Annotated in this window: 21 protein-coding genes; 8 read left to right on the plus strand and 13 right to left on the minus strand. The window is 38.3% G+C overall.

The features are described from left to right. Positions 1-35: 35 nt before the first annotated feature. Together MKL38_RS07275 and MKL38_RS07280 are read right to left on the minus strand one after the other, a co-directional pair. The gene (locus tag MKL38_RS07275; RefSeq protein WP_003652996.1) at positions 36-1,349 is read right to left on the minus strand and encodes a membrane protein; all 1,314 of its coding nucleotides are present in this window, start codon (positions 1,347-1,349) and stop codon (positions 36-38) included. A 59-nt stretch (positions 1,350-1,408) separates the two neighbouring features. Further along, complete coding sequence (locus tag MKL38_RS07280; protein WP_005042185.1) at positions 1,409-1,927, minus strand: hypothetical protein; 519 nt, start codon at positions 1,925-1,927, stop codon at positions 1,409-1,411. A gap of 235 nt (positions 1,928-2,162) precedes the next feature. Between MKL38_RS07280 and mrdA the strand changes: the two genes are divergently transcribed. Then, a complete protein-coding gene (gene mrdA, locus MKL38_RS07285; protein ID WP_270902930.1) occupies positions 2,163-4,172 on the plus strand; it encodes a penicillin-binding protein 2 in 2,010 nt (669 codons plus the stop codon). Next, a complete protein-coding gene (rsmD, locus tag MKL38_RS07290; RefSeq protein WP_270902931.1) occupies positions 4,172-4,717 on the plus strand; it encodes a 16S rRNA (guanine(966)-N(2))-methyltransferase RsmD in 546 nt (181 codons plus the stop codon). The genes mrdA and rsmD overlap by 1 nt, the downstream gene beginning before the upstream one ends. Before the next feature lie 73 nt (positions 4,718-4,790). Here the strand turns inward: rsmD and MKL38_RS07295 are convergent, their stop codons facing one another. From MKL38_RS07295 to MKL38_RS07335, 9 genes are all read right to left on the minus strand, one after another. Beyond that, positions 4,791-5,246: a hypothetical protein gene (locus MKL38_RS07295; RefSeq protein ID WP_270902932.1), complete on the minus strand. Its 456-nt coding sequence runs from the start codon at positions 5,244-5,246 to the stop codon at positions 4,791-4,793. Positions 5,247-5,303: 57 nt separating this feature from the next. Continuing rightward, positions 5,304-5,873, minus strand: a complete 570-nt coding sequence (locus MKL38_RS07300) for a HupE/UreJ family protein (protein ID WP_270902933.1) — start codon at positions 5,871-5,873, stop codon at positions 5,304-5,306. Positions 5,874-5,882: 9 nt separating this feature from the next. Further along, a complete protein-coding gene (ureG, locus tag MKL38_RS07305; RefSeq protein WP_002117800.1) occupies positions 5,883-6,497 on the minus strand; it encodes an urease accessory protein UreG in 615 nt (204 codons plus the stop codon). Positions 6,498-6,521: 24 nt separating this feature from the next. Continuing rightward, positions 6,522-7,187, minus strand: a complete 666-nt coding sequence (locus MKL38_RS07310; protein WP_270902934.1) for an urease accessory protein UreF — start codon at positions 7,185-7,187, stop codon at positions 6,522-6,524. Further along, positions 7,174-7,656: an urease accessory protein UreE gene (ureE, locus tag MKL38_RS07315; protein WP_270902935.1), complete on the minus strand. Its 483-nt coding sequence runs from the start codon at positions 7,654-7,656 to the stop codon at positions 7,174-7,176. Before ureE ends, MKL38_RS07310 begins: the two co-directional genes overlap by 14 nt. A gap of 72 nt (positions 7,657-7,728) precedes the next feature. Then, positions 7,729-9,429: an urease subunit alpha gene (gene ureC, locus MKL38_RS07320; protein ID WP_270902936.1), complete on the minus strand. Its 1,701-nt coding sequence runs from the start codon at positions 9,427-9,429 to the stop codon at positions 7,729-7,731. A gap of 37 nt (positions 9,430-9,466) precedes the next feature. Beyond that, entirely contained in the window at positions 9,467-9,775 is a 309-nt protein-coding gene (locus tag MKL38_RS07325) for an urease subunit beta (protein ID WP_004641817.1), read from the minus strand. 11 nt (positions 9,776-9,786) lie between these two features. Beyond that, a complete protein-coding gene (ureA, locus tag MKL38_RS07330) occupies positions 9,787-10,089 on the minus strand; it encodes an urease subunit gamma (RefSeq protein ID WP_002117495.1) in 303 nt (100 codons plus the stop codon). Positions 10,090-10,189: 100 nt separating this feature from the next. Next, positions 10,190-11,065: an urease accessory protein UreD gene (locus tag MKL38_RS07335; protein ID WP_270902937.1), complete on the minus strand. Its 876-nt coding sequence runs from the start codon at positions 11,063-11,065 to the stop codon at positions 10,190-10,192. Between the two features lie 201 nt (positions 11,066-11,266). On the opposite strand from MKL38_RS07335, the gene MKL38_RS07340 reads away from it, so the two are divergent. Then, positions 11,267-11,590: a hypothetical protein gene (locus MKL38_RS07340; RefSeq protein WP_005042208.1), complete on the plus strand. Its 324-nt coding sequence runs from the start codon at positions 11,267-11,269 to the stop codon at positions 11,588-11,590. Between the two features lie 187 nt (positions 11,591-11,777). Further along, on the plus strand, positions 11,778-12,248 hold the full coding sequence (locus MKL38_RS07345) for a copper resistance protein NlpE (RefSeq protein ID WP_270902938.1): 471 nt from the start codon (positions 11,778-11,780) through the stop codon (positions 12,246-12,248). Between the two features lie 59 nt (positions 12,249-12,307). Here MKL38_RS07345 and MKL38_RS07350 read toward each other — a convergent pair whose 3' ends face one another. Next, a complete protein-coding gene (locus tag MKL38_RS07350) occupies positions 12,308-13,912 on the minus strand; it encodes an isocitrate lyase (RefSeq protein ID WP_003653024.1) in 1,605 nt (534 codons plus the stop codon). Positions 13,913-14,499: 587 nt separating this feature from the next. Here MKL38_RS07350 and MKL38_RS07355 point away from each other — a divergent pair. The 3 genes from MKL38_RS07355 to MKL38_RS07365 all read left to right on the plus strand — a co-directional run bounded on the left by MKL38_RS07355 (position 14,500) and on the right by MKL38_RS07365 (position 18,831). Continuing rightward, complete coding sequence (locus MKL38_RS07355; RefSeq protein ID WP_003653025.1) at positions 14,500-15,489, plus strand: LysR family transcriptional regulator; 990 nt, start codon at positions 14,500-14,502, stop codon at positions 15,487-15,489. 110 nt (positions 15,490-15,599) lie between these two features. Then, on the plus strand, positions 15,600-16,925 hold the full coding sequence (locus MKL38_RS07360) for a hemolysin family protein (RefSeq protein WP_017391686.1): 1,326 nt from the start codon (positions 15,600-15,602) through the stop codon (positions 16,923-16,925). Positions 16,926-17,493: 568 nt separating this feature from the next. Next, entirely contained in the window at positions 17,494-18,831 is a 1,338-nt protein-coding gene (locus MKL38_RS07365) for a CitMHS family transporter (protein ID WP_017391687.1), read from the plus strand. A 40-nt stretch (positions 18,832-18,871) separates the two neighbouring features. Here MKL38_RS07365 and MKL38_RS07370 read toward each other — a convergent pair whose 3' ends face one another. After that, positions 18,872-19,384, minus strand: a complete 513-nt coding sequence (locus tag MKL38_RS07370; RefSeq protein WP_005042220.1) for a hypothetical protein — start codon at positions 19,382-19,384, stop codon at positions 18,872-18,874. A gap of 222 nt (positions 19,385-19,606) precedes the next feature. On the opposite strand from MKL38_RS07370, the gene MKL38_RS07375 reads away from it, so the two are divergent. Further along, positions 19,607-20,155 (plus strand): DUF2239 family protein, encoded by a 549-nt coding sequence (locus MKL38_RS07375; RefSeq protein WP_270902939.1) that lies wholly within the window; start codon positions 19,607-19,609, stop codon positions 20,153-20,155. The last annotated feature ends 14 nt before the right edge of the window (positions 20,156-20,169 follow it).

Genomic DNA, 20,169 nt, shown 5'->3' on the forward strand with positions numbered 1-20,169 from the left:
TCTTTAATCTTCAATAGATCCTGCCCGACGTCGAATTATAAGAAAGCCACAAACAAATGTATTGTACCAGCAATAAATCCGGTTACCCCACCTAATACAATAAGAATCCATTCATCCTCCTGAAATGCAGGACGCAATAAATTCTGAAACTCTTTGGGTGTCAGTTCGCGAATACGCTCTTTAAACATTTGAAAAATCTTCTGTGCCCGGCTTGCGTTCAGCGCTGGGTCACATACGGGTCCCATCGTAATTTCAATTGAACGATCAATCAAGTCCGTCTTTAACCTTGCGTACTCTCTTGGCCCTAAAGAAAGCTGTAAAGATGTACGAACTAACGGTGTTTCCATAATTTCGTTAATATGACGCTTCACAATGCGGCGGGTTTTATCTTTACGCGGCCCGTACATCATTTCGGTCATAATCGATTTTAACGTAATCAAATCTTCTGTTACTACGCTTGAAAACACATCAGAAACTTCTTCTTGACGCTTCATAAAAGCACCTTGGACATTATAAGTCCCAATTCGAAGTACTGGTACAATCCAAGGGAACTTACGATCTTTTGTTAACCTAAAAATCTGTGGGTAACGAATATAATGTGGCTCAAGAGGGTTAAACACCATCCAGATTGCAATCCAGTTCGTTAAAAAACCCCAAATCGCAGCCCAAAACGGGACTGTCCAGTGCCAAGGTACGACAAACCAGACAATCATTTGGAAAATACCAAAGAACATTCCAATTAAAGCACTAATATGCCAAATAAAGTTGATTTCTTTTTGACCAACTTTTAAGAACATGCGTACCATCAAACGGCGGTCACCTTCCATTTGGCTAACGACCATTTCACGCATATTAACCAGTGACTCGACGTTCATGGTCAGCTCAGTCACTAATTCTCTTAACACACCTGGTAATTGTTTATGCGCCTGAGCATAAATACGGCGTTTAATTGAATAAGGTAAGTTTTCCCAAAGTACAGCATTACGATCGATCATGACTTCATCAATAAGATGTTCAAGTTCAAACCCAACCTGCTCACCAATAATGCGTGCCATGTCTTCAGGATCCATTGCTTCTAAAAATTCACGCAATGAACCTAATTTAGATAAAGTATTGTCAGTAATAATACCTGAGATACGTCCAGCCTTTCGTGGCACAATACCTTGCCAACCTACTGGTAATGGACCTAAGTGGAAACCCCAAAATTTAATTGGGTAAAACACCATTTTTAAAGCCATCCACACGTGTGCCCATGTAACAAAGGCAGTGACTGGGATAATACTCAAAACGGCCCAAAAATCAGGTCTGTGTAAAAAGGTCTGCCACAATCCGCTGACGTACTCTAACATGTAAGACTCTCGTATTTATTTGTGCTCTGCTTATGGCGAGTTAACAATAAACTGCTTTTTTATAAACCAAAACTTAGAGAATAAGAAAATTGAATTTGTGGTTTAGTATCCGCGGCAACATTTCCATTTTGGTCAGTTAATTTTTCCGCCGCACCAATACCCACACTAAAAGTACTAATTCTTTCTGAATTCAACAATACATAGGCCAAATCGACACCAGCGCCTAAACGGGATTTATAATCACCATCGACCTCTTTACTATCGAGATGCCCAGCATAAAAACCGATATAGTAACCATTTTTATCTGTGCCGGTAAGATAATAAGGATAGCGAAACCCGACTTGGCCACCAGCAGTTTTGTCACCATTCAAAAATGCACCAACTTTTGCATAGGCAATACCATAAGGGTTTACCCATTCGCCGTTTAGATGTAATAATTTTTGTGTAAAACCTGCACCCACATTCCACGTAGATGCCGTATGTCCTGCTAATTTTGCTTCTGGAAGAAACGAATAGTCTTGAGCATGAGCCCAACTACTTACCGTCAAAACTGCAAGTAAGGGATAAATTTTTCTCATTATTTTCTCCATTTTCCCTAATCGTATGATGAGAACAACCCTATTCTATTGAATGAGAGACTTTAACAGAATTATTTTGCTTCTTATATACAAGTATCTACAATTTTGTTGTCTGCAAAGTCAAAACGTATCTTATTAAAGGGCAATGAAACTTTGAAAATTATGCAATATTTTAAGCTCTCTTGCGTTAGAATAAGCAGCTATTTTTCTACCCTATGTCATTAAGTCGATCCTTATGAAGCAGCACTTTCCTTTAAAAGATATCCAGCAAGAAAAGCGCATTTATCGAGGACGAATCTTTTTTGCCGTAGGTCTGGTTATCATTTGCTTATTAGTATTGATTAGCCGATACGCTTATCTACAAATTTTTCACTACGACGAATTCTCTACAGCATCTGACAAAAACCGAATTCGCTTACAGCCACTTCCACCTGCTCGTGGTTATATCTATGACCGAAATGGTGTCTTATTAGCAGATAATTATCCTGTTTTTACAGCAACTTTAAGTAAAACAGATGTAGAAGATGCTGACCATGTTGTTGAGCAACTACAGCCTATTTTAGATCTAACACAAGAAGATATTGATCGTTTCAAAAGTCGTATAAAAACTGCTCGAAAAACTGAACGTGTCGCGATTAAACTTAATCTAACCGAAGCCAATATTGCCAAATTCAGCGAAGCTAAATATAAATTTCCTGGCGTAAGAATCGAAACACAAATGACCCGTTATTACCCACATGGTGAGTTATTTGCTCATGTAATTGGTTATGTAGGGCGTATTAACGATAAAGAATTAAAAAGTATTGATAAAGATTTATATGCTGGAACCAACCTGATTGGAAAGATTGGAGTTGAAAAAAGCTATGAAGATTTGCTACACGGAACACCAGGGTATGAATCTGTTGAAGCAGATGCCCATAGCAATATATTGCGTCATTTAGGTCGTAAAGATCCTACTCGTGGGAATGATCTCTATTTATCTTTAGATTATGGTCTACAAGTTGTTGCGTCTCAACAGCTCGCAGGCCGTCGTGGTGCTATTGTAGCCATCGACCCTCGCACTGGTGAAATTCTGGCTTTAGTATCTAGCCCAAGTTTCAACCCTAATTTATTTGTGACTGGCATTAACCATAAGGATTATAGTTCTTTACGTGATAGTTTAGATCAACCGCTTTATAACCGTGCCGTACAAGGTGCATATCCGCCGGGCTCTACCATTAAGCCAATGGAAGCCATGGGTGGTTTACACTACGGTATTGTAAACTGGTCAACAGCAATTTCTGACCCAGGTTATTTTCACTTACCTGGTGATTCGCATAAATTCCGTGACTGGAAAAAATCTGGTCATGGCATCGTAAACATGCATAAAGCCATTGTGCAATCATGTGACACCTATTTTTATATTCTAGCCCACCAAATGGGTATTGATCAAATGAACCAATGGATGCGTCAATTTGGATTCGGTCAAAAAACAGGTGTCGACTTACCAAGTGAAAGTGAAGGTCTTTATCCAAATCCTGAATGGAAAATGCGTACTCGCAAAGCCAAATGGATGAAAGGTGAAACTATTTCCGTCAGTATTGGGCAAGGTGCATTTACAGCTACACCATTACAACTTGCTATGGCTACTGCAATTACAGCCAATCATGGTTCTCATGTCACCCCTCATGTTTTACGTGCAACTCATGGTGCAAAACCATTTACCGTACGTAATGCACCTGATGGCAAAATCAACTTCAACGGAACGGACGAAGACTGGGTTCAAATGCGCGATGCCATGATTGATGTAATTCAATCAGGTACTGGCCGAGGCATTCGTACACCTCTATATCAAATTGCAGGAAAGACAGGAACTGCACAGGTTAAAAGTATTGCACAGGGTAAACGTTACAATGAATCAGCTCTGAGTGAACGCCAACTTGACCATGGTTTATTTGTTGGATTTGCACCTGCTGAAAAACCAGAAATTGCGATTGCCGTGGTTTGGGAAAATGGTCGTCATGGTGGTTCTGCTGCCCAACTTGCAAAACCTATTTTTGATTATTGGTTGTTAACTCGCAAGAAAAATCCAACTCGACCAGCAAACCATCAAGTCAATGGTGGACTGATGACAGCTGGAATTAAGCCAAGTGAACTCCCAAGCGGTGGTGATAGCTCTAGTCCAGCACCAGCTACTTCGACTGCACCTGCATCAACACCACAAGCTACACCAGCTCGTCCTGCAACCAATGAGGTCGACGAATAATGAAAAATCAATTACGTATTATTGGCGGCAAATGGAAAAGACGAGTACTTCCTTTTGCTAGCATTGATGGTTTACGCCCAACTCCAGACAGAGTACGTGAAACTTTGTTTAACTGGCTCATGTGGGATATTCAAAATGCGCATGTCCTTGATATATGCACAGGCTCTGGCGCATTAGGTTTTGAAGCATTGTCACGCGGTGCAGCATCAGTTTATATGATTGAACCTGACAAAACTCAGGCACGTTTTTTAAAAGATAATGTTGAGCTATTAAAAGCCCAAAACTGTCATTTAATCAATGCAACTGCCCAACAAGCTTTACCTCGTTTGAAAGAACAGTTCGATGTGGTATTTTTAGATCCACCTTATAGTCTAGATTTATGGCAAGAACTCTCGAACTTGGTAGAGCCGCATATTAAAAAGAATGGATATATTTACGTTGAAGCTGACCGAGATTTATCTCAGCTTCACCTTCCTTCAACATGGCAGCAAGTTAAAACAACGAAAGCTGGTACAGTACACGCTGGGCTTTATCAGAAAATTTAATCATGTAGCATTTTTATGATGAATTAATTTACCGGATCTATTTATTTGAATTAGATTATTCTCATTTTGTATTTCAAAATAAATAGATCGTAAAAAATCGTATGAGTTGACCTCGATCATAAGGAAAACTCGAAATATATTCATAACCAATTTTCAGTCTTGGATTAACACTATAATTAACTCCATATCCAACTGAAATGGATAAGTCTTGAATATTAATATGATTCGTTAAACCATTGATGTTTTTGTTCTGAAGTTGTCCCGTATCATAGGCTGTATAATTATAAATCACCCAACGCTCATTTGAATAAAATCCATTTTTGAGCACATTATAGTTATTAACTTCAACATCATGCTCAATGGCTAACCGCCTTTGTTCCAAGTTTAAATCTGATTGATCTAACAACTGGTCTGAATCTAGTAAAGTAGAATCACTTTCTGGTTGAAAAAAATCATAGGCCTGAACATATCCACTATAAAAGATAATGATTGCTGTAAAAACAGTATAAATATTTTTATGCACACACATTTTATTTTGCAAATCAAAAAAGGTAGCTTAAAGCCACCTTTTTTTGCAAGGTTTTAATTAACTTAAACCAATCACTGCAACAACTGCCGCACAGGTGCCAACAATTTTTTTGCCATAAGGCACATATCGTGTAAGTGCAGCACCTAATGCCAATCCACCACAATAAATTAAAGCCATAGCCGCAACCATACCTGTCACTAATGCAACGACATGTCCTGCATGTGCTAATTCAACCCCATGCGCTATGCCATGAAAGCTTGCAAGTAATGCCGCAGCAATTGGTAAAACACGATTTGATTTTGTCCACAGTGCAATTGCTGTAACAACTAAAGAAGCAACAATCCCATATTCAGCAACATTTGTAGGTACTAAACCTTGAGCACCGATTAAAAAGCCTACAATTAGAGTAACACTCAAAGTCATTACACCTGCAACTTTCCATTGCTTAGCTGCTGACCAGAGTAAAACACCGAAAGCTAAGGCCATCACTAAATGATCTAAACCAGTAAATGGATGAATAAAACCCGCCAGAAAACCCGAATGTTCATGGTCATGCCCAGGATGTGCCATTACAAGTGTAGGTAGCAATCCAAGGAGCCCTATGCCCCATTTTTTAATGAAGTCCATAATCTCTCCTTAAGCTTTAAACAGCCCTTGTTTCTCGATAAATTGAATTATTTCTTCAAGACCATCTTGCGTTTTCATATTTGAAAATAAGAATGGTTTTTCGCCGCGCATGCGTTTTGCATCTTGATCCATAACATCAAGATTTGCACCGACCATTGGCGCAAGGTCAGTTTTATTAATAATGAGTAAATCTGATTTGGTAATGCCCGGCCCACCTTTACGTGGAATTTTTTCGCCACCGGCTACATCAATGACATATAGAGTTAAATCAGAAAGTTCTGGGCTAAATGTTGCTGCTAAATTATCACCACCGCTTTCAATAATAATGAGTTCTAAGCCTTCAAACTTTTCACATAAATCATCAATGGCAGCCAAATTAATTGAAGCATCTTCACGGATGGCTGTGTGTGGGCATCCCCCTGTTTCTACACCCACAATACGATCTGGCGACATCGCTTCGTTACGGGTTAAAAAGTTTGAATCTTCTTTAGTATAAATATCATTCGTTACTACAGCCATGTTGTATTTATTACGCAAGGCTAAACATAAATTAAGTGTAAGCGCAGTTTTGCCTGAACCTACTGGTCCGCCAATTCCAACTCGTAATGGACTACGTTCTGTCATGATTTTTATCCTTTTTTCCTAAACTTAAGATCTGAATAACCGTGAATATTGTGTTTCGTGTTTCATGCTCAGCATGGCATAACGAGGTAAAGCACTGCTCAATTGCTCATCATTAAGTTTTAAGGCTTTTTCTATCGCCTGTGGTACCAAACCATGTAAATGCCATAAAATTCTTTGTCCAGCCATTTGCCCTAACGGTACGGTTTTTACCGCAGCCAGAACCTGATTTTCTAAAACGGTAAAGGTATAAGCTGTGAGCACATCAACATCGTTAAGTCCAAGTCGACCACAGAGCTGTGCATAGACAGGCACAAAACCAAACTGCTTTTTAACCTCAACAGGTTTTTTTAAAACATCTCTAATCCATGCATTTAAAGAAAATGCCAGCTGCTGAGATTCCGCTAAAAGCTCTTTGCTTTCTCGGCTTGCTCTATATAAATTTGCCCAAACCAGAAACTGATCTTGGTCATCATGATGTTGCATGAGACGTTTCAGTACTGGCAGCTCAAAGCGTACTAACAGCATTTCAAGCACTTCTTCGAAATAAGCAATTGCCGACGTTTCATCGTGTATTAAGCCAATATCAATGGCTGTTTCTACACCTTGTGAATAACAATATGCTCCAACTGGCAATGCCGTAGAAGACAATGTCAGTAATTGAAGTAATTGCGCCGCGTTATGAATGGACATGATGCAAAGCTTTGATTGGGCTTAAACGATGATCATGGCTATGCTGTGCATAAGCACCACTTTCAGGTTCAAATGGATGATCAATCTTTGTCACTTTCAGGCCTAAGCCCTCTACCATTTCTGCAAGTACATGATCAGGCTCAAAATATAAAGCAGTAGGTGTAAGCATTAATGGCACATGTCGGTTACCCAGATGGTAGGCTGCTTTAAGCAAATCAAAATCGCTTGCTGCACTGACTTGCATTAATCTTTCAGGTTTAGCATCAATACGTAGTACATCACCTTGTTGAGTTGCAATATATGAACCACTACGCAAAATACCAGTACGTGGTAAATCGGCACCAATATCTACGCCGCTCGCTAAAGCCGCTCGAAACCGTGATTTTTGGCGGGTATCAAAAGTCAGTTCAACCGTTTCAAATGCTTGATCAGGAGAAATATGTTCAAGGCGTTGTGTATAGATTTTCATTTAGCTCTTCTCTCCTTATTTATTTCATTCATGTGTATAAATTAATGAGGCAAATCACCTCGACAAAATTCATTAAAACAAGAAATAACGCTGAGCCATGGGTAACACATCAGCAGGTTCACACGTTAATAACTCACCATCAGCTCTCACCTCATAAGTCTCGGGGTGTACATGCATGACAGGACAATATGTGTTGTGTTTCATGTCAGTTTTGCTAATTTCGCGCGTGTTTTTACACGGACTAATTAACTTCTTCAGGTTTAATTTTTCAGCAACTTTTTCATCAATCGCTGCTTGCGATAAAAAGGTAATGCAGGTGTTGTGCACACCGCGTGGATAGGCACCAAACATTGGACGGTAATGCACTGGTTGAGGTGTCGGAATTGAAGCATTAATATCACCCATCGGTGCTGCTGCAATCATGCCACCTTTAATAATCATAGATGGCTTCACTCCAAAAAAGGCAGGTTTCCACAACACCAAATCAGCAAGTTTTCCAACTTCAACCGAACCAACTTCATGACTTAAACCATGTGTAATTGCAGGGTTAATCGTATATTTGGCAATGTAACGTTTAACACGATTATTATCATGGAACTCGTTATCACCCTCTAAAGGGCCGCGTTGAATTTTCATTTTGTGGGCAGTTTGCCAAGTACGTAAAATCACTTCCCCCACACGACCCATTGCCTGAGAGTCCGATGACATCATGGCAATGGCACCTAAGTCTTGTAGAATATCTTCGGCTGCAATCGTTTCACGGCGAATACGACTTTCTGCAAAAGCAATATCTTCAGCAATTGCTGGGTCTAAATGGTGGCATACCATGAGCATATCTAAATGCTCATCAATGGTATTAATCGTATAAGGTCGTGTGGGATTAGTAGAAGACGGCAAAACATTAGTTTGTCCAATCGCTTTTAAAATATCAGGCGCATGTCCACCACCTGCACCTTCGGTATGGTAGGTATGAATCGTACGATTTTTAAATGCAGCTAGAGTCTCTTCTAAAAAACCACTTTCATTCAAGGTATCTGTATGAATCGCGACCTGCACATCAAACTCATCTGCCACGCTCAAGCAGTTATCAATGGCTGCAGGTGTTGAACCCCAATCTTCATGCAGCTTTAAGCCAATCACCCCAGCTTTAATTTGCTCTCGAATGGGGTCTGGTAAACTTAAATTACCTTTGCCTAATAGGCCAATATTCATCGGCAAATCATCAATGGCCTGTAACATGGTAGCAATGTGCCAAGGTCCCGGAGTCACTGTTGTTGCAGAGGTTCCTGCTGCCGGTCCTGTACCACCTCCGACCATTGTTGTTGTACCAGACATAAGCGCAGTTTCAACTTGTTGAGGACAAATCCAGTGAATGTGAGTATCAATACCACCGGCTGTTAAAATTTGCCCCTCACCAGCAATAACCTCTGTTGCAGCTCCTAAAGGAATCGTAATGTCTGGTTGAATATCAGGGTTTCCAGCTTTTCCTATTTTCCAAATGCGACCATTCTTCAAACCTACATCAGCTTTAACAATTCCCCACCAATCCACAATTAAAGCATTGGTAATTACAGTATCAGCGACTTCATTGGCTAAAAGCTGTGACTGCCCCATCCCATCACGAATGACTTTTCCGCCACCAAATTTAACTTCTTCACCGTATGTCGTTAAATCTTGCTCAACTTCAATAAAGAGCTCTGTATCAGCCAAGCGAATACGATCACCCACTGTTGGACCAAACATCTCAGCATATGCACGACGTGACATTTTCATAACTTAATACTCATCTCTTTCATTATCATTGTTATGTCTAATCCAACTTGCCCATGACGCGGCCTGCGAAACCATATACTTCTCGCTTACCCGCTAAAGCAACAAGCTCAACTTCCCGAGTTTGTCCCGGTTCAAAGCGAATTGCTGTACCAGCTGCAATATTCAATCGAAAGCCTTTAGCTAGCTCACGATCAAACTGAAGTGCATCATTTGCTTCATAAAAATGAAAATGTGAACCCACCTGAATAGGCCGATCGCCAATGTTGGCAACTACAACTTTTAAAGTTTGCCGCCCAACATTCAGCTCTATATCAGCATCTGGAGTAATGATTTCGCCGGGGATCATAAGCGTTCCTTTTATACAATTGGCTGATGAACTGTGACTAATTTCGAGCCATCTGGAAAAGTTGCCTCGACTTGAACCTCAGCAATCATTTCTGGCACACCATCCATTACATCTTCGCGCTTTAATAAGGTTGTACCGTAGTGCATTAAATCACTGACCGTCATACCGTCCCGTGCACCTTCAAGTAAAGCTGCTGAAATAAAAGCAATAGCTTCAGGATAATTCAGTTTCAAGCCACGCGCTTTACGGCGTTCAGCAACAAGTCCTGCTGTAAAAATCAGTAATTTATCTTTTTCTGTTGGATTGAGTTCCATATCTCTTTCCTAAATTTCATTTATATTCTTTAAGCAAAATACGTGCTCAAAAACAGCATACTTGTTTTAACTGTTTTTTAAATACGCAATTTAACGTAATTTATGTTTTCCATATTCTTGGAAATTCTTCTTCTAAATCAAACCAATATCGACGCAAGTTAGCCCGTATAGCTGCAAAAGCATCATGACAATGACGGACATCATTTCCCAAAAAACGGGCCGAAACCACATCATCCAATAAGGTTAATGTGACAGGTGCTTGCATACGCATCATCAATTCACGAATGAGCTCTAACTGTTGTTCTAAGTAAAATGATGAACGATATTCCTCTGGAGCGGCTGCCCAAAAGCTTCCCATTACTGCTTGATTGTTCATACCTAAACATGAACTAAGCCAACGATCTTCTCCTTCAAAATACAATGTATCTGCAACCAACAATTTATGTTCGCGCCACAATTTAAACTGGTTGTAATAACTCCCTTGAACAAAGCGCTCAGCACGTGCCTGTCGCCCAAGTACCAACATATCCCATCCAATAAAACTTGCAGCATTATCAAGATGAATATGAGTTTCTGAATGTGCTAAGGCTCCATCAAAAAGCATCGTTTCTTGTGGAACCCACTCTAAAATAGACTGATCTTTCACATGCAAATGAATATGCTGAAAAGCTTGTTTTCCATTGGTTTTGTACCATTTCCCCGCGCCTGGAGTAGTTACTACCGCATGAGCTTGATCTTTGGTTTCAATTTCAAACGTCAGATAATCTCCTCCTGCAATTCCTGCTGGTGGATGAACAATAATGGCATGACATACACCAGTCCTTTCAGGCCAGAGCATTTTTTGCACCCTAACAGGGCCATGATGTTTTCGATGACTCATTATGGTGCGTGAATTTTCAAAACAAAATCCGAGCTCTAATTGCGCATACCAAAATGGTGCTAAAGAGTTTTTTGAAAACGTTTGTACCTGATTCATTCTGGTTCATATGTTCAAAATAAGTGCTTAAACTTATAAGCAAAATACGCACCAAATATGAAAATAAGCCGACTGATAAAATTAGATACAATTTTTCGATTTTAATGAGTTAAAAAATCATCAATGTCTAACATAAAACCACAGTAACTTATGGAATTGTTTATACAATAGCGCCCACCGTTGCTTCCATACTTGCTCTCCATGAAACTTTTTTTCGTGTTAACCCCACTTGTCTTTTTAACTGGGTGTATTTTTGGCCAATCTAGTGAGGTCAAACGTGCAGAAAAGATCCTGCACAATTTCGAATGTAAAAATGTTGAGACAAGCCAGCTTGCAACAAGCTCGATTAATTCTTACTATCAGCAATCTTTAGCGGTAAGCAAAGAAAAAGCAACTTCATACGTAGAGAGCTACAAAAATGGTGAAGAATTATTCGACATGCCGCTAGATGAAGTTTTAAAGCAACAATACCAACTCTATAAATCAGCATGTGACTCTCTAGGTGGAGTTTCAGCGCAACCGTAATTTATAAGGTATTCATTAAATCGTTTTAGTGAATACCTGCTTTTAATTTTTGTTTTAATAATTATTCCAAAATTTACTCACTTTACCTTTTGTTAAAATTAAATTACATACTTAAACTTTTATTAAGCTCTTATATTTCATAGCCTGTTGATTGCTTTTTTATTTATTTTCCGAGGTTTAGATCATCATGAAAAAAACATTATTATCAGTTGCACTTGTAAGTGCCCTTCTTGTTGCTTGTAGCAAAAATGAAAATAAAGCCGACAAAACAACACAAGCCTCTACTCCAGCACAAACTACTGAAGCGAATAACAATGCAGTAGATACCGCTCATACGGCTGAAAACTCACTAGATTGGGATGGCACATATAAAGGCACTCTTCCATGTGCGGACTGTGAAGGCATCAAAACTGAGTTAGAGTTAAAAGATGATAAAACTTATGAATTGACTGAAACTTATCTTGGCAAAGGTGATAAAAATCCATTTGAAACACACGGTACGTTTACTTTTGACAAAGATAATACTTCTGTAATTACCTTAGATGACAAAGGACAAAATCGTAAATTCTTCATTGGTGAAAATACAGCCACTGCTTTAGATATGGAAGGTAAGAAAGTTGAAGGTTCTTTAGCTGAACACTATGTATTGAAAAAATAATTATTTATTAATGATAAAAAACCCGCTCATCTGAGCGGGTTTTCTTTTGAAATCAATTCTTAGTGTGCAGCGAATTGGTTCATTGTGTTTTTAGCATCGTCATGCGCTTTAAGTGCATTGTCACCAGAGAAGATTTCTTTGTGATCATCACCGATGTCAGAACCAGCCATTGCTTGGTGTTTCACACAAGCGATACCGCCACGGATTTCTTTACGTTGTACGCCAGCAACATAAGCCAACATACCTTCAGAACCGAAGTAACCTTGTGCAAGCTCATGTGTAGAAAGAGCAGCAGTGTGGTAAGTCGGAAGTGTGATCAAGTGATGGAACACACCAGCTTCACGAGAAGCGTCTGCTTGGAATGTACGGATCTTAGCGTCTGCATCAGCAGCTAATTCAGTAGCATCATACTCAGCGCTCATTAATTTAGCACGGTCGTAAGCAGAAACGTCTTTACCTTCAGCAACCCAACGATCGTAAGCTTGTTGACGGAAGTTTAAAGTCCAGTTGAATGATGGGCTGTTGTTATAAACAAGCTTCGCATTTGGAACAACTTCTTTAACACGGTTAACCATGTGAGCAATTTCTTCTACGTTTGGAGTCGCAGTTTCGATCCAAAGAAGGTCAGCACCATTTTGAAGGCTAGATACACAGTCAAGTACAACACGGTCAATTTGTGTGTCAGCACGGAACTGATATAAACCTGAAGGTAAACGCTTAGGACGGTGTAATTTACCATCACGTTTGATCAAGATTTCGTCTTCTTGAGCATCAGCAATGTCAATTTCAACAGTGTCTAAGAAACCGATGTATTGAGAAGCAATGTCACCTGGCTCTTTAACCACTGGGATTTTTTGAGTCAAGTCAGCGCCTTCAGAGTCAGTACGCGCAACGATGATACCGTCATCAAGACCCATTTCTAAGAATGCATAACGTAATGCATGGATTTTAGAGATGAAATCTTCATGTGGAACAGTTACTTTACCAGCTTGGTGACCACATTGTTTAGCATCAGATACTTGGTTTTCGATTTGAAGTGCACAAGCACCAGCTTCGATCATTTTACGAGCAAGCAAGTAAGTCGCTTCTTCGTTACCGAAACCAGCATCGATGTCAGCAATAATTGGCACAATGTGAGTTTGGAAACCGTCGATTTGAGCAGTGATTTCAGCAGCTTTAGCAGTATCACCAGCTTCGTTTGCTTTTTTAAGCGCACGGAATAAATCGTTTAATTCTTTTGCATCAGCTTGACGTAAGAAAGTATAGATTTCTTCGATCAATGCAGGTACTGAAGTTTTTTCGTGCATAGATTGGTCAGGAAGTGGACCAAACTCTGAACGAAGAGCAGCAACCATCCAACCAGAAAGGTAGATATAGCGACGCTCAGTAGTACCGAAGTATTTTTTGTTCGCAATCATTTTTTGTTGTGCGATAAAACCGTGCCAGCAACCTAATGATTGAGTGTATTTGCTAGAGTCAGCATCATAAGCAGCCATATCACGACGCATAATCGCAGCTGTGTATTTAGCAATGTCTAAACCAGTTTTGAATTGGTTTTGCATTTGCATACGTGCAGCATCTTCTGGGCTAATATCGCGCCAAGTGCTACCGAATTTTGCTTTTAGTTCGCGGATTGCATCAATCGCTGTTTGATATGTAGTCATGATATTGTCCTGTATTCATTTTAGGATTTCATCGATTGAAGCCTAGAGTCATGTACTTAAATTTCTTATGACACCAGCTGCTTCTTCATGAACACAGCTTAGACTTAGCCAATCAATTAATCCAATATCCTTTATTAATCTTCAGTATTTATTTAAAAAATGTACCGATAAACCGATATTATAGATAAAACCAAAAACATTAACACTTTGTTTATAAAAATAAAATTATTCTAAAGAAGTATAGAGTTTTATTCTAAAAACTTAGTAAGTCTTATTTTTATACAATTTTTGAAGTTTTTCCACCCATTTTTAACCTTAAAAGTCAATTGTAAATTAGGCTATTTTTGCCAATGTAAAAAGTCAATTTCCATGCTAGAAAGTAATAAGTTATATATAAATATATTCTATTTGTCACCTTCATACTTAAAAATGTAGCAAAGACAATAAAATCGAGCCTTTGAAGCACTTTTTACCCCTACTTAATTCCTACAAAAAATGTCGTTTTTCTCATCATTTTTTCACACAATAGTTATTAGATATGGCATAATTTGAAACAATTTCAGGGTTTTATTTTCGGTATTTTTTTTATGAATCTGGAGCGAGTAGATCTTAATCTATTAATATATCTTGATGTACTTCTTCGTGAAAAAAATGTTACACGCGCGGCCGAACAGCTTGGGGTAACTCAGCCTGCAATGAGTAATATTTTACGTCGCTTACGTAATTTATTTAATGACCCTCTTCTTATCCGTTCTTCTGAAGGGATGACTCCAACAGAACGTGCTCTTGAATTACAACCTCGTATTCGTGATGCACTTGCTGATCTCTCCATGATTTTGGAACCCCGTACCGAATTCCGCCCTTATACAAGTAATCGTGTTTTCCGCATTATGACATCGGACTATGCCGAGGCAACTTTAGTTCCTCGTCTTGTTAAAGCGCTCCGCTCTGAAGCTCCAAACGTTGTTCTCGATTTTCTTACACCAAGTGATGTGTCCTATAGAGACATGGAACAAGGTAAAGTTGATCTTGCAATTAATAGATTTAATGAAATACCGCAAAGTTTCCATCAGGTTTTAGTTTGGCGTGATAGTTTCAGTTGTATTCTTAACGATAAACACCCTGCTGTAACTCATTTAAATTTAAAAAGCTATTTAGATGCACAACATATCTGGGTTTCTAAAACAGGTATGGGTGTCGGTTTTGGCGTAAACCCTGATAAACAAGGTGGTTTAGGCTGGATTGATCAGGCATTAGAACGTATTGGTCAACGTCGTAAAATTTCTGTATTTACTCGCCACTACCAAATGCCAGCTTTACTTGCTCAAAACGTAGACCTTATTGCCACATTACCAACACGGATGGCACGTCTACAAACACAGAACCCTAAACTGGTTATAAAGGATCCTCCTTTTTATATTCCAGAGTTCGAACTTAAAATGGCTTGGTGCCCGTTGTTACATCATCACCCTGCTCATCGCTGGTTGCGCCAACTTATCTTATTTGTTGCTCGTCAAATGATTGAAGAGGAAAACCGTGAATTTCTAACCAATAATTCACAATTTTCTCACTATTAAATAAATTTTAATTTAATTGTCGATTTCAGGCGCTGAGCAATCAATCTGATTACCTCAGCGCCTTTTTATGTTAAAACATAGTCATAATAATGATGAATCTCAGGTGATTTGTGAGTCTCTTTCAAAATATCATTATCATCGTACTGCTTATCATCGGAGCAGGCTTTTTATCTTTAACTGAAATTGCACTCGCTGGTGCCAGAAAAGTTAAGTTAAAAATTCTAGCCGAAGCTGGTGAAGAACGCGCCCAACAAGTACTAGATTTACAAGAACAATCTGCTGACTTTTTTGCAGCCTCTCAAATTGGCCTAAATGCAGTTGCGATTTTAGGCGGTATTTTGGGTGAAGCTGCTTTTCGTCCTTATTTCGTGACTTTAGTTGACCGTTTCTACGCAGGTCCTTGGACACAAACGATTGGTTTTGCCCTATCCTTTACTTTAGTGACATCACTCTTTATTTTATTTGCCGATCTTATGCCAAAACGTTTGGCTATGATTGCCCCTGAAAAAATTGCAATTAGTGTTATTAATCCAATTCAGGTTTTTATTAAGGTTTGTAAACCTTTAGCTTGGGGAATTAACGCAATTGCCAACTTGCTATTCCGTTTATTTAAAGTGAATACAACACGAGAAGACAACATTACTTTTGATGATATTTCAGCAGTAATGGATGCAGGTGCTCAAGCAGGCGTACTGCAAAAACAAGAACATCACTTTATCGAGAATGTTTTTGAATTAGAAGAACGCAACGTACCTTCCAGCATGACAACACGTGAAAATGTTGTTTATTTCACCTTAAACGAACATGAAGATAGCATTCGTCAAAAATTAGCAGAGTATCCTTATTCAAAATTTTTGGTATGTAATGAAAATATTGATCAGGTCATTGGTTACGTCGACGCCAAAGACTTTCTTGTTCGTATTTTAAACAACCAATCCCCAACGCAATTGAATGAAACAACCATTCGTACTGTCCTGATGATTCCGGACACCTTAACCCTATCAGAATTACTTGATCGCTTCCGCTCTACCAAAGAAAAGTTTGCGGTTGTTATAAATGAATATGCGCTTGTTGTAGGGGTTATTACCTTAAGCGATATTATGATTACGGTTATGGGCGACTGGGTAACACCAATTGAAGAAGATCAACAAATCATTAAACGCGATAATAACTCGTGGTTAATTGATGGCAGCACACCAATTGATGACCTAAGACACGCACTTGAAATTGATGAAATGCCTGATGAAGAAAATTATGAAACATTAGCAGGCTTCATGATGTACCGCCTACGCAAAATTCCACGTCCAGCAGATTTTGTAGAATTCGGTGGCTACAAGTTTGAAGTAGTCGATGTCGATCATTTTAAAATTGACCAACTTCTTGTAACTCGAATTTTAGAACAAAGCGAAGTACATTCATCAATTGATGAAAACTGATTTATATTAATTAAAATACCTCACAATTTTATGTGGGGTATTTTTTAATCTAAATAAATTTTTCAAATATATGTAATAATTATTTTAGATCCATAAATTCAATTTGCTCTTTTAATCTAAAAATAATATTATTTAAATTATCACTTACATTAAATCTTAAATACTGAAAAATAATAGAATAATCTACATATCTCAATTAACATGATGCGATTAAGCCCCCATTTACATTGCAAACAAACTTATGTAACTTAGCTCAAAGCAAGTCTTTAAATGGTTCTTCTTCTCATTTCACCCATCAAACCACATATAATTTAAAAAAATATCATATAATTTTTATTTTTATAAAACCTTTATAATCCATTATAATGAATTACATTTATTATATGCTTATTATAACCCTAATATATATGTTCAGTATTTCGCCCAAATATACCCCTCCAACTGAATATATATTAACCAAATAAACTAAATATATTATTTGTCTTTTTAATAAAAATTAATAAGAATAACCAAGGTCAGAGTTTTGAATAAACTTGTTCAGTAAAACTATAGGCAAAGGATTGATTGTATGCTGACATTACTTGGTGTTGGCATGATTTTGTGCTTCATGTACTTAATCATGTCCAAACGTTTAAGCCCTATTATTGCTTTAATTCTCATCCCATTTATTTTTTCTCTTATTGCCTGGGGCCTAGGTCACTACTTTGAAAGTTTGAGTCACATTGAACTTAAAGGTCTCAGTGAGATGATGCTAGAAGGCATCAAAAAATTAGCGCCAACTGGCGTAATGCTTTTATTCGCAATTTTATATTTTGCCTTAATGATCGATGCAGGTCTTTTCGATCCACCAGTTAAATGGATTTTAAAAAAGGTTAAAGGCGATCCTTTAAAAATCACAATGGGAACCGTGTTCTTAACCACAATGGTTTCTTTAGATGGTGATGGCTCAACAACATATATGATTTGTGTGGCTGCAATGTTGCCACTTTATCAACGCTTAGGAATGAATACGCTCATCATGACTGCACTTATGCTGTTATGTAGCGGTGTAATGAACCTAACACCATGGGGTGGCCCTACAGCTCGTGCTGCAAGCGCCCTGCAAATTGACCCAAGCCACATTTTCGTACCAATGATTATCCCTATGGTCATTAGTATTGGTTGGTTATTCTTCTTGGCATACTTATATGGTCGTTACGAGCAAAAACGTTTAGGCGTTATTGAGCTTGAAACTCACCATGGTGACAATATTACTGTATCGAAAGATCCTGAAGCGACCCGCCCACATTTACGCAAAGTAAATATGGTGCTTACCATCCTTCTTATGATTGCTTTGATCAAAGGCATCTTGCCTATGTCTGTGTTGTTCATGATAGCGTTCTGTATCGCAATGCTCATTAACTACCCAGATGTTGATATGCAGAAAAAACGCATTGCAATGCATGCAGACAGTGTCTTAGCTGTTGTGGGCTTAATTTTCGCAGCAGGTATTTTCACAGGTATTTTATCTGGTACAGGTATGGTTGAGGCGATGTCTAAAGAATTCGTCGCAATGATTCCTCCAAGCATGGGTCCATATCTTGCACCAATCACTGCTTTAGTGAGTATGCCTTTGACATTCTTTATGTCAAATGATGCTTTCTTCTATGGTGTTTTACCAATTCTTGCTGAAGCTGCTTCACATTATGGTATTAGTGCAGAAGCGATTGCTCGCGCTTCGATTGTAGGTCAACCTGTACACTTGCTATCACCTCTTGTTCCATCAACCTATTTGTTATGTGGTCTTGCTAAAGTCGATTTTGCCGACCATCAAAAGTTCACTTTAAAGTGGGCATTTATAACTTGTATGGTATTAATGGGTACTGCTTTAGTGATTGGTGTTTTCCCACTCTTTAGCACGCTTTAATTATTCATATGCAATAAAAAAGCCCCAATCGGGGCTTTTTTTATTTCTGTACATATTCAATTAAGTGATCTAACACAATGTTAAAATGCAATGTAATGTCTTCTTCTAAAATTTTATAAGCATTATCAAACTGAACCATTGGCCAACCTTCTTTCCAAAATGGAAAAATATTGTGTAGACCTTCAGTCACGATCGCATCTTCACGACTAATCGCTTGAGCAACTTGAGCTAAAACCTGAGCGGTTTCTGCACCATCAATAGCTAAATAATCAATACCACGTGCTTTAAAAATACGGATACGGTCTTTTTTATAACGAATCTTTTTCGCCTGACCTGAATTCAAGCCTAATGCCAGCGTAGCAGCTTCTACAAACTTTTCTTCAAAGTTTGCATTCAATGCAACTAAAGCCTGTTTATGTGCTTCTTGACGCCCAGCTTTCCCCCCATTACGGATAATCTCATTTGCTTCCGTATCTAGCTTATCTTTTTTCATAGACTGTAAAATGTCTAAAATTTCGATATCGCTTAAAGATTCAGGAGATTGCTCAAACATAGGAGTCCTTATACATACAACTAAAGGCATATTCTCTCATAAAAGCACTACTAAAGCAGAGTAAAATTTTAAATAGCCTATTATCTTGACTATTTTTATAGTCCTGACTTCATAGACTACACTCATAAAATCAAATAATTCTTTGGTTATAATTTTAATTATTTGCCAAATTAATTTTACCCTGATAATATTATTTTACCCAGATAAAAATATACGACTAAAATGAATACTAAAATCACCTATACTGCTTTCACTGGAAGCACGCTTATTGCGAGTGACTCCCTAGTTGAACTTGCAAAAAAACTCAAACATATTCCTAAAACAACGGAAAATATTCTGATTTTTAACGATCAAACAGGTCAACAAATTGATCTTGATCTTTCTGGTTCGGAACAAGAATTTCAACAACGTTATGCTGAACCGGAAGAAATTAAAAAAGTTGGACGACCTAAACTCGGAGTAATTTCTCGTGAAATCACTTTACAGAAAAAACATTGGGATTGGTTAGATCAACAAAGTGCGAGTGCATCAGCAGTAATTCGTAAGTTAATTGATAAAGAGTTAAGTAACCCAAATTCTGAAGGTAATATTATGCTCGCAAAACAAGCCATCGACCGTTTTATGTCTGCCATGTTGGGTAATATGCCAAATTACGAAGAAGCAACACGCGCCTTATATCAAGGCGATCGAGATATATTTTTAAAGATGATTCAGAGCTATCCTAAGGATTTAAGAGAATATTTAACTTTAAAAACTCAAAGTATTTTCTAAACCCAATAAAAAAA

Origin of the sequence: Acinetobacter sp. AOR14_HL (genome assembly GCF_027855175.1) — a bacterium.
In the GTDB taxonomy this organism is placed as follows: domain Bacteria; phylum Pseudomonadota; class Gammaproteobacteria; order Pseudomonadales; family Moraxellaceae; genus Acinetobacter; species Acinetobacter calcoaceticus.

Bases quoted from the DNA above. Each gene is read 5' to 3' on its own strand.
- MKL38_RS07300 (WP_270902933.1), bottom strand. From the start codon at position 5,873: ATGGACTTCATTAAAAAATGGGGCATAGGGCTCCTTGGATTGCTACCT.
- ureG (WP_002117800.1), bottom strand. From the start codon at position 6,497: ATGACAGAACGTAGTCCATTACGAGTTGGAATTGGCGGACCAGTAGGT.
- MKL38_RS07350 (WP_003653024.1), bottom strand. From the start codon at position 13,912: ATGACTACATATCAAACAGCGATTGATGCAATCCGCGAACTAAAAGCA.
- MKL38_RS07325 (WP_004641817.1), bottom strand. From the start codon at position 9,775: ATGATCCCCGGCGAAATCATTACTCCAGATGCTGATATAGAGCTGAAT.
- MKL38_RS07280 (WP_005042185.1), bottom strand. From the start codon at position 1,927: ATGAGAAAAATTTATCCCTTACTTGCAGTTTTGACGGTAAGTAGTTGG.
- MKL38_RS07335 (WP_270902937.1), bottom strand. From the start codon at position 11,065: ATGAATCAGGTACAAACGTTTTCAAAAAACTCTTTAGCACCATTTTGG.
- MKL38_RS07340 (WP_005042208.1), top strand. From the start codon at position 11,267: ATGAAACTTTTTTTCGTGTTAACCCCACTTGTCTTTTTAACTGGGTGT.
- MKL38_RS07365 (WP_017391687.1), top strand. From the start codon at position 17,494: ATGCTGACATTACTTGGTGTTGGCATGATTTTGTGCTTCATGTACTTA.
- ureA (WP_002117495.1), bottom strand. From the start codon at position 10,089: ATGGAACTCAATCCAACAGAAAAAGATAAATTACTGATTTTTACAGCA.
- mrdA (WP_270902930.1), top strand. From the start codon at position 2,163: ATGAAGCAGCACTTTCCTTTAAAAGATATCCAGCAAGAAAAGCGCATT.
- rsmD (WP_270902931.1), top strand. From the start codon at position 4,172: ATGAAAAATCAATTACGTATTATTGGCGGCAAATGGAAAAGACGAGTA.
- MKL38_RS07275 (WP_003652996.1), bottom strand. From the start codon at position 1,349: ATGTTAGAGTACGTCAGCGGATTGTGGCAGACCTTTTTACACAGACCT.
- ureE (WP_270902935.1), bottom strand. From the start codon at position 7,656: ATGAAAATCTATACACAACGCCTTGAACATATTTCTCCTGATCAAGCA.
- MKL38_RS07345 (WP_270902938.1), top strand. From the start codon at position 11,778: ATGAAAAAAACATTATTATCAGTTGCACTTGTAAGTGCCCTTCTTGTT.
- ureC (WP_270902936.1), bottom strand. From the start codon at position 9,429: ATGAAAATGTCACGTCGTGCATATGCTGAGATGTTTGGTCCAACAGTG.
- MKL38_RS07370 (WP_005042220.1), bottom strand. From the start codon at position 19,384: ATGTTTGAGCAATCTCCTGAATCTTTAAGCGATATCGAAATTTTAGAC.
- MKL38_RS07375 (WP_270902939.1), top strand. From the start codon at position 19,607: ATGAATACTAAAATCACCTATACTGCTTTCACTGGAAGCACGCTTATT.
- MKL38_RS07355 (WP_003653025.1), top strand. From the start codon at position 14,500: ATGAATCTGGAGCGAGTAGATCTTAATCTATTAATATATCTTGATGTA.
- MKL38_RS07310 (WP_270902934.1), bottom strand. From the start codon at position 7,187: ATGTCCATTCATAACGCGGCGCAATTACTTCAATTACTGACATTGTCT.
- MKL38_RS07295 (WP_270902932.1), bottom strand. From the start codon at position 5,246: ATGTGTGTGCATAAAAATATTTATACTGTTTTTACAGCAATCATTATC.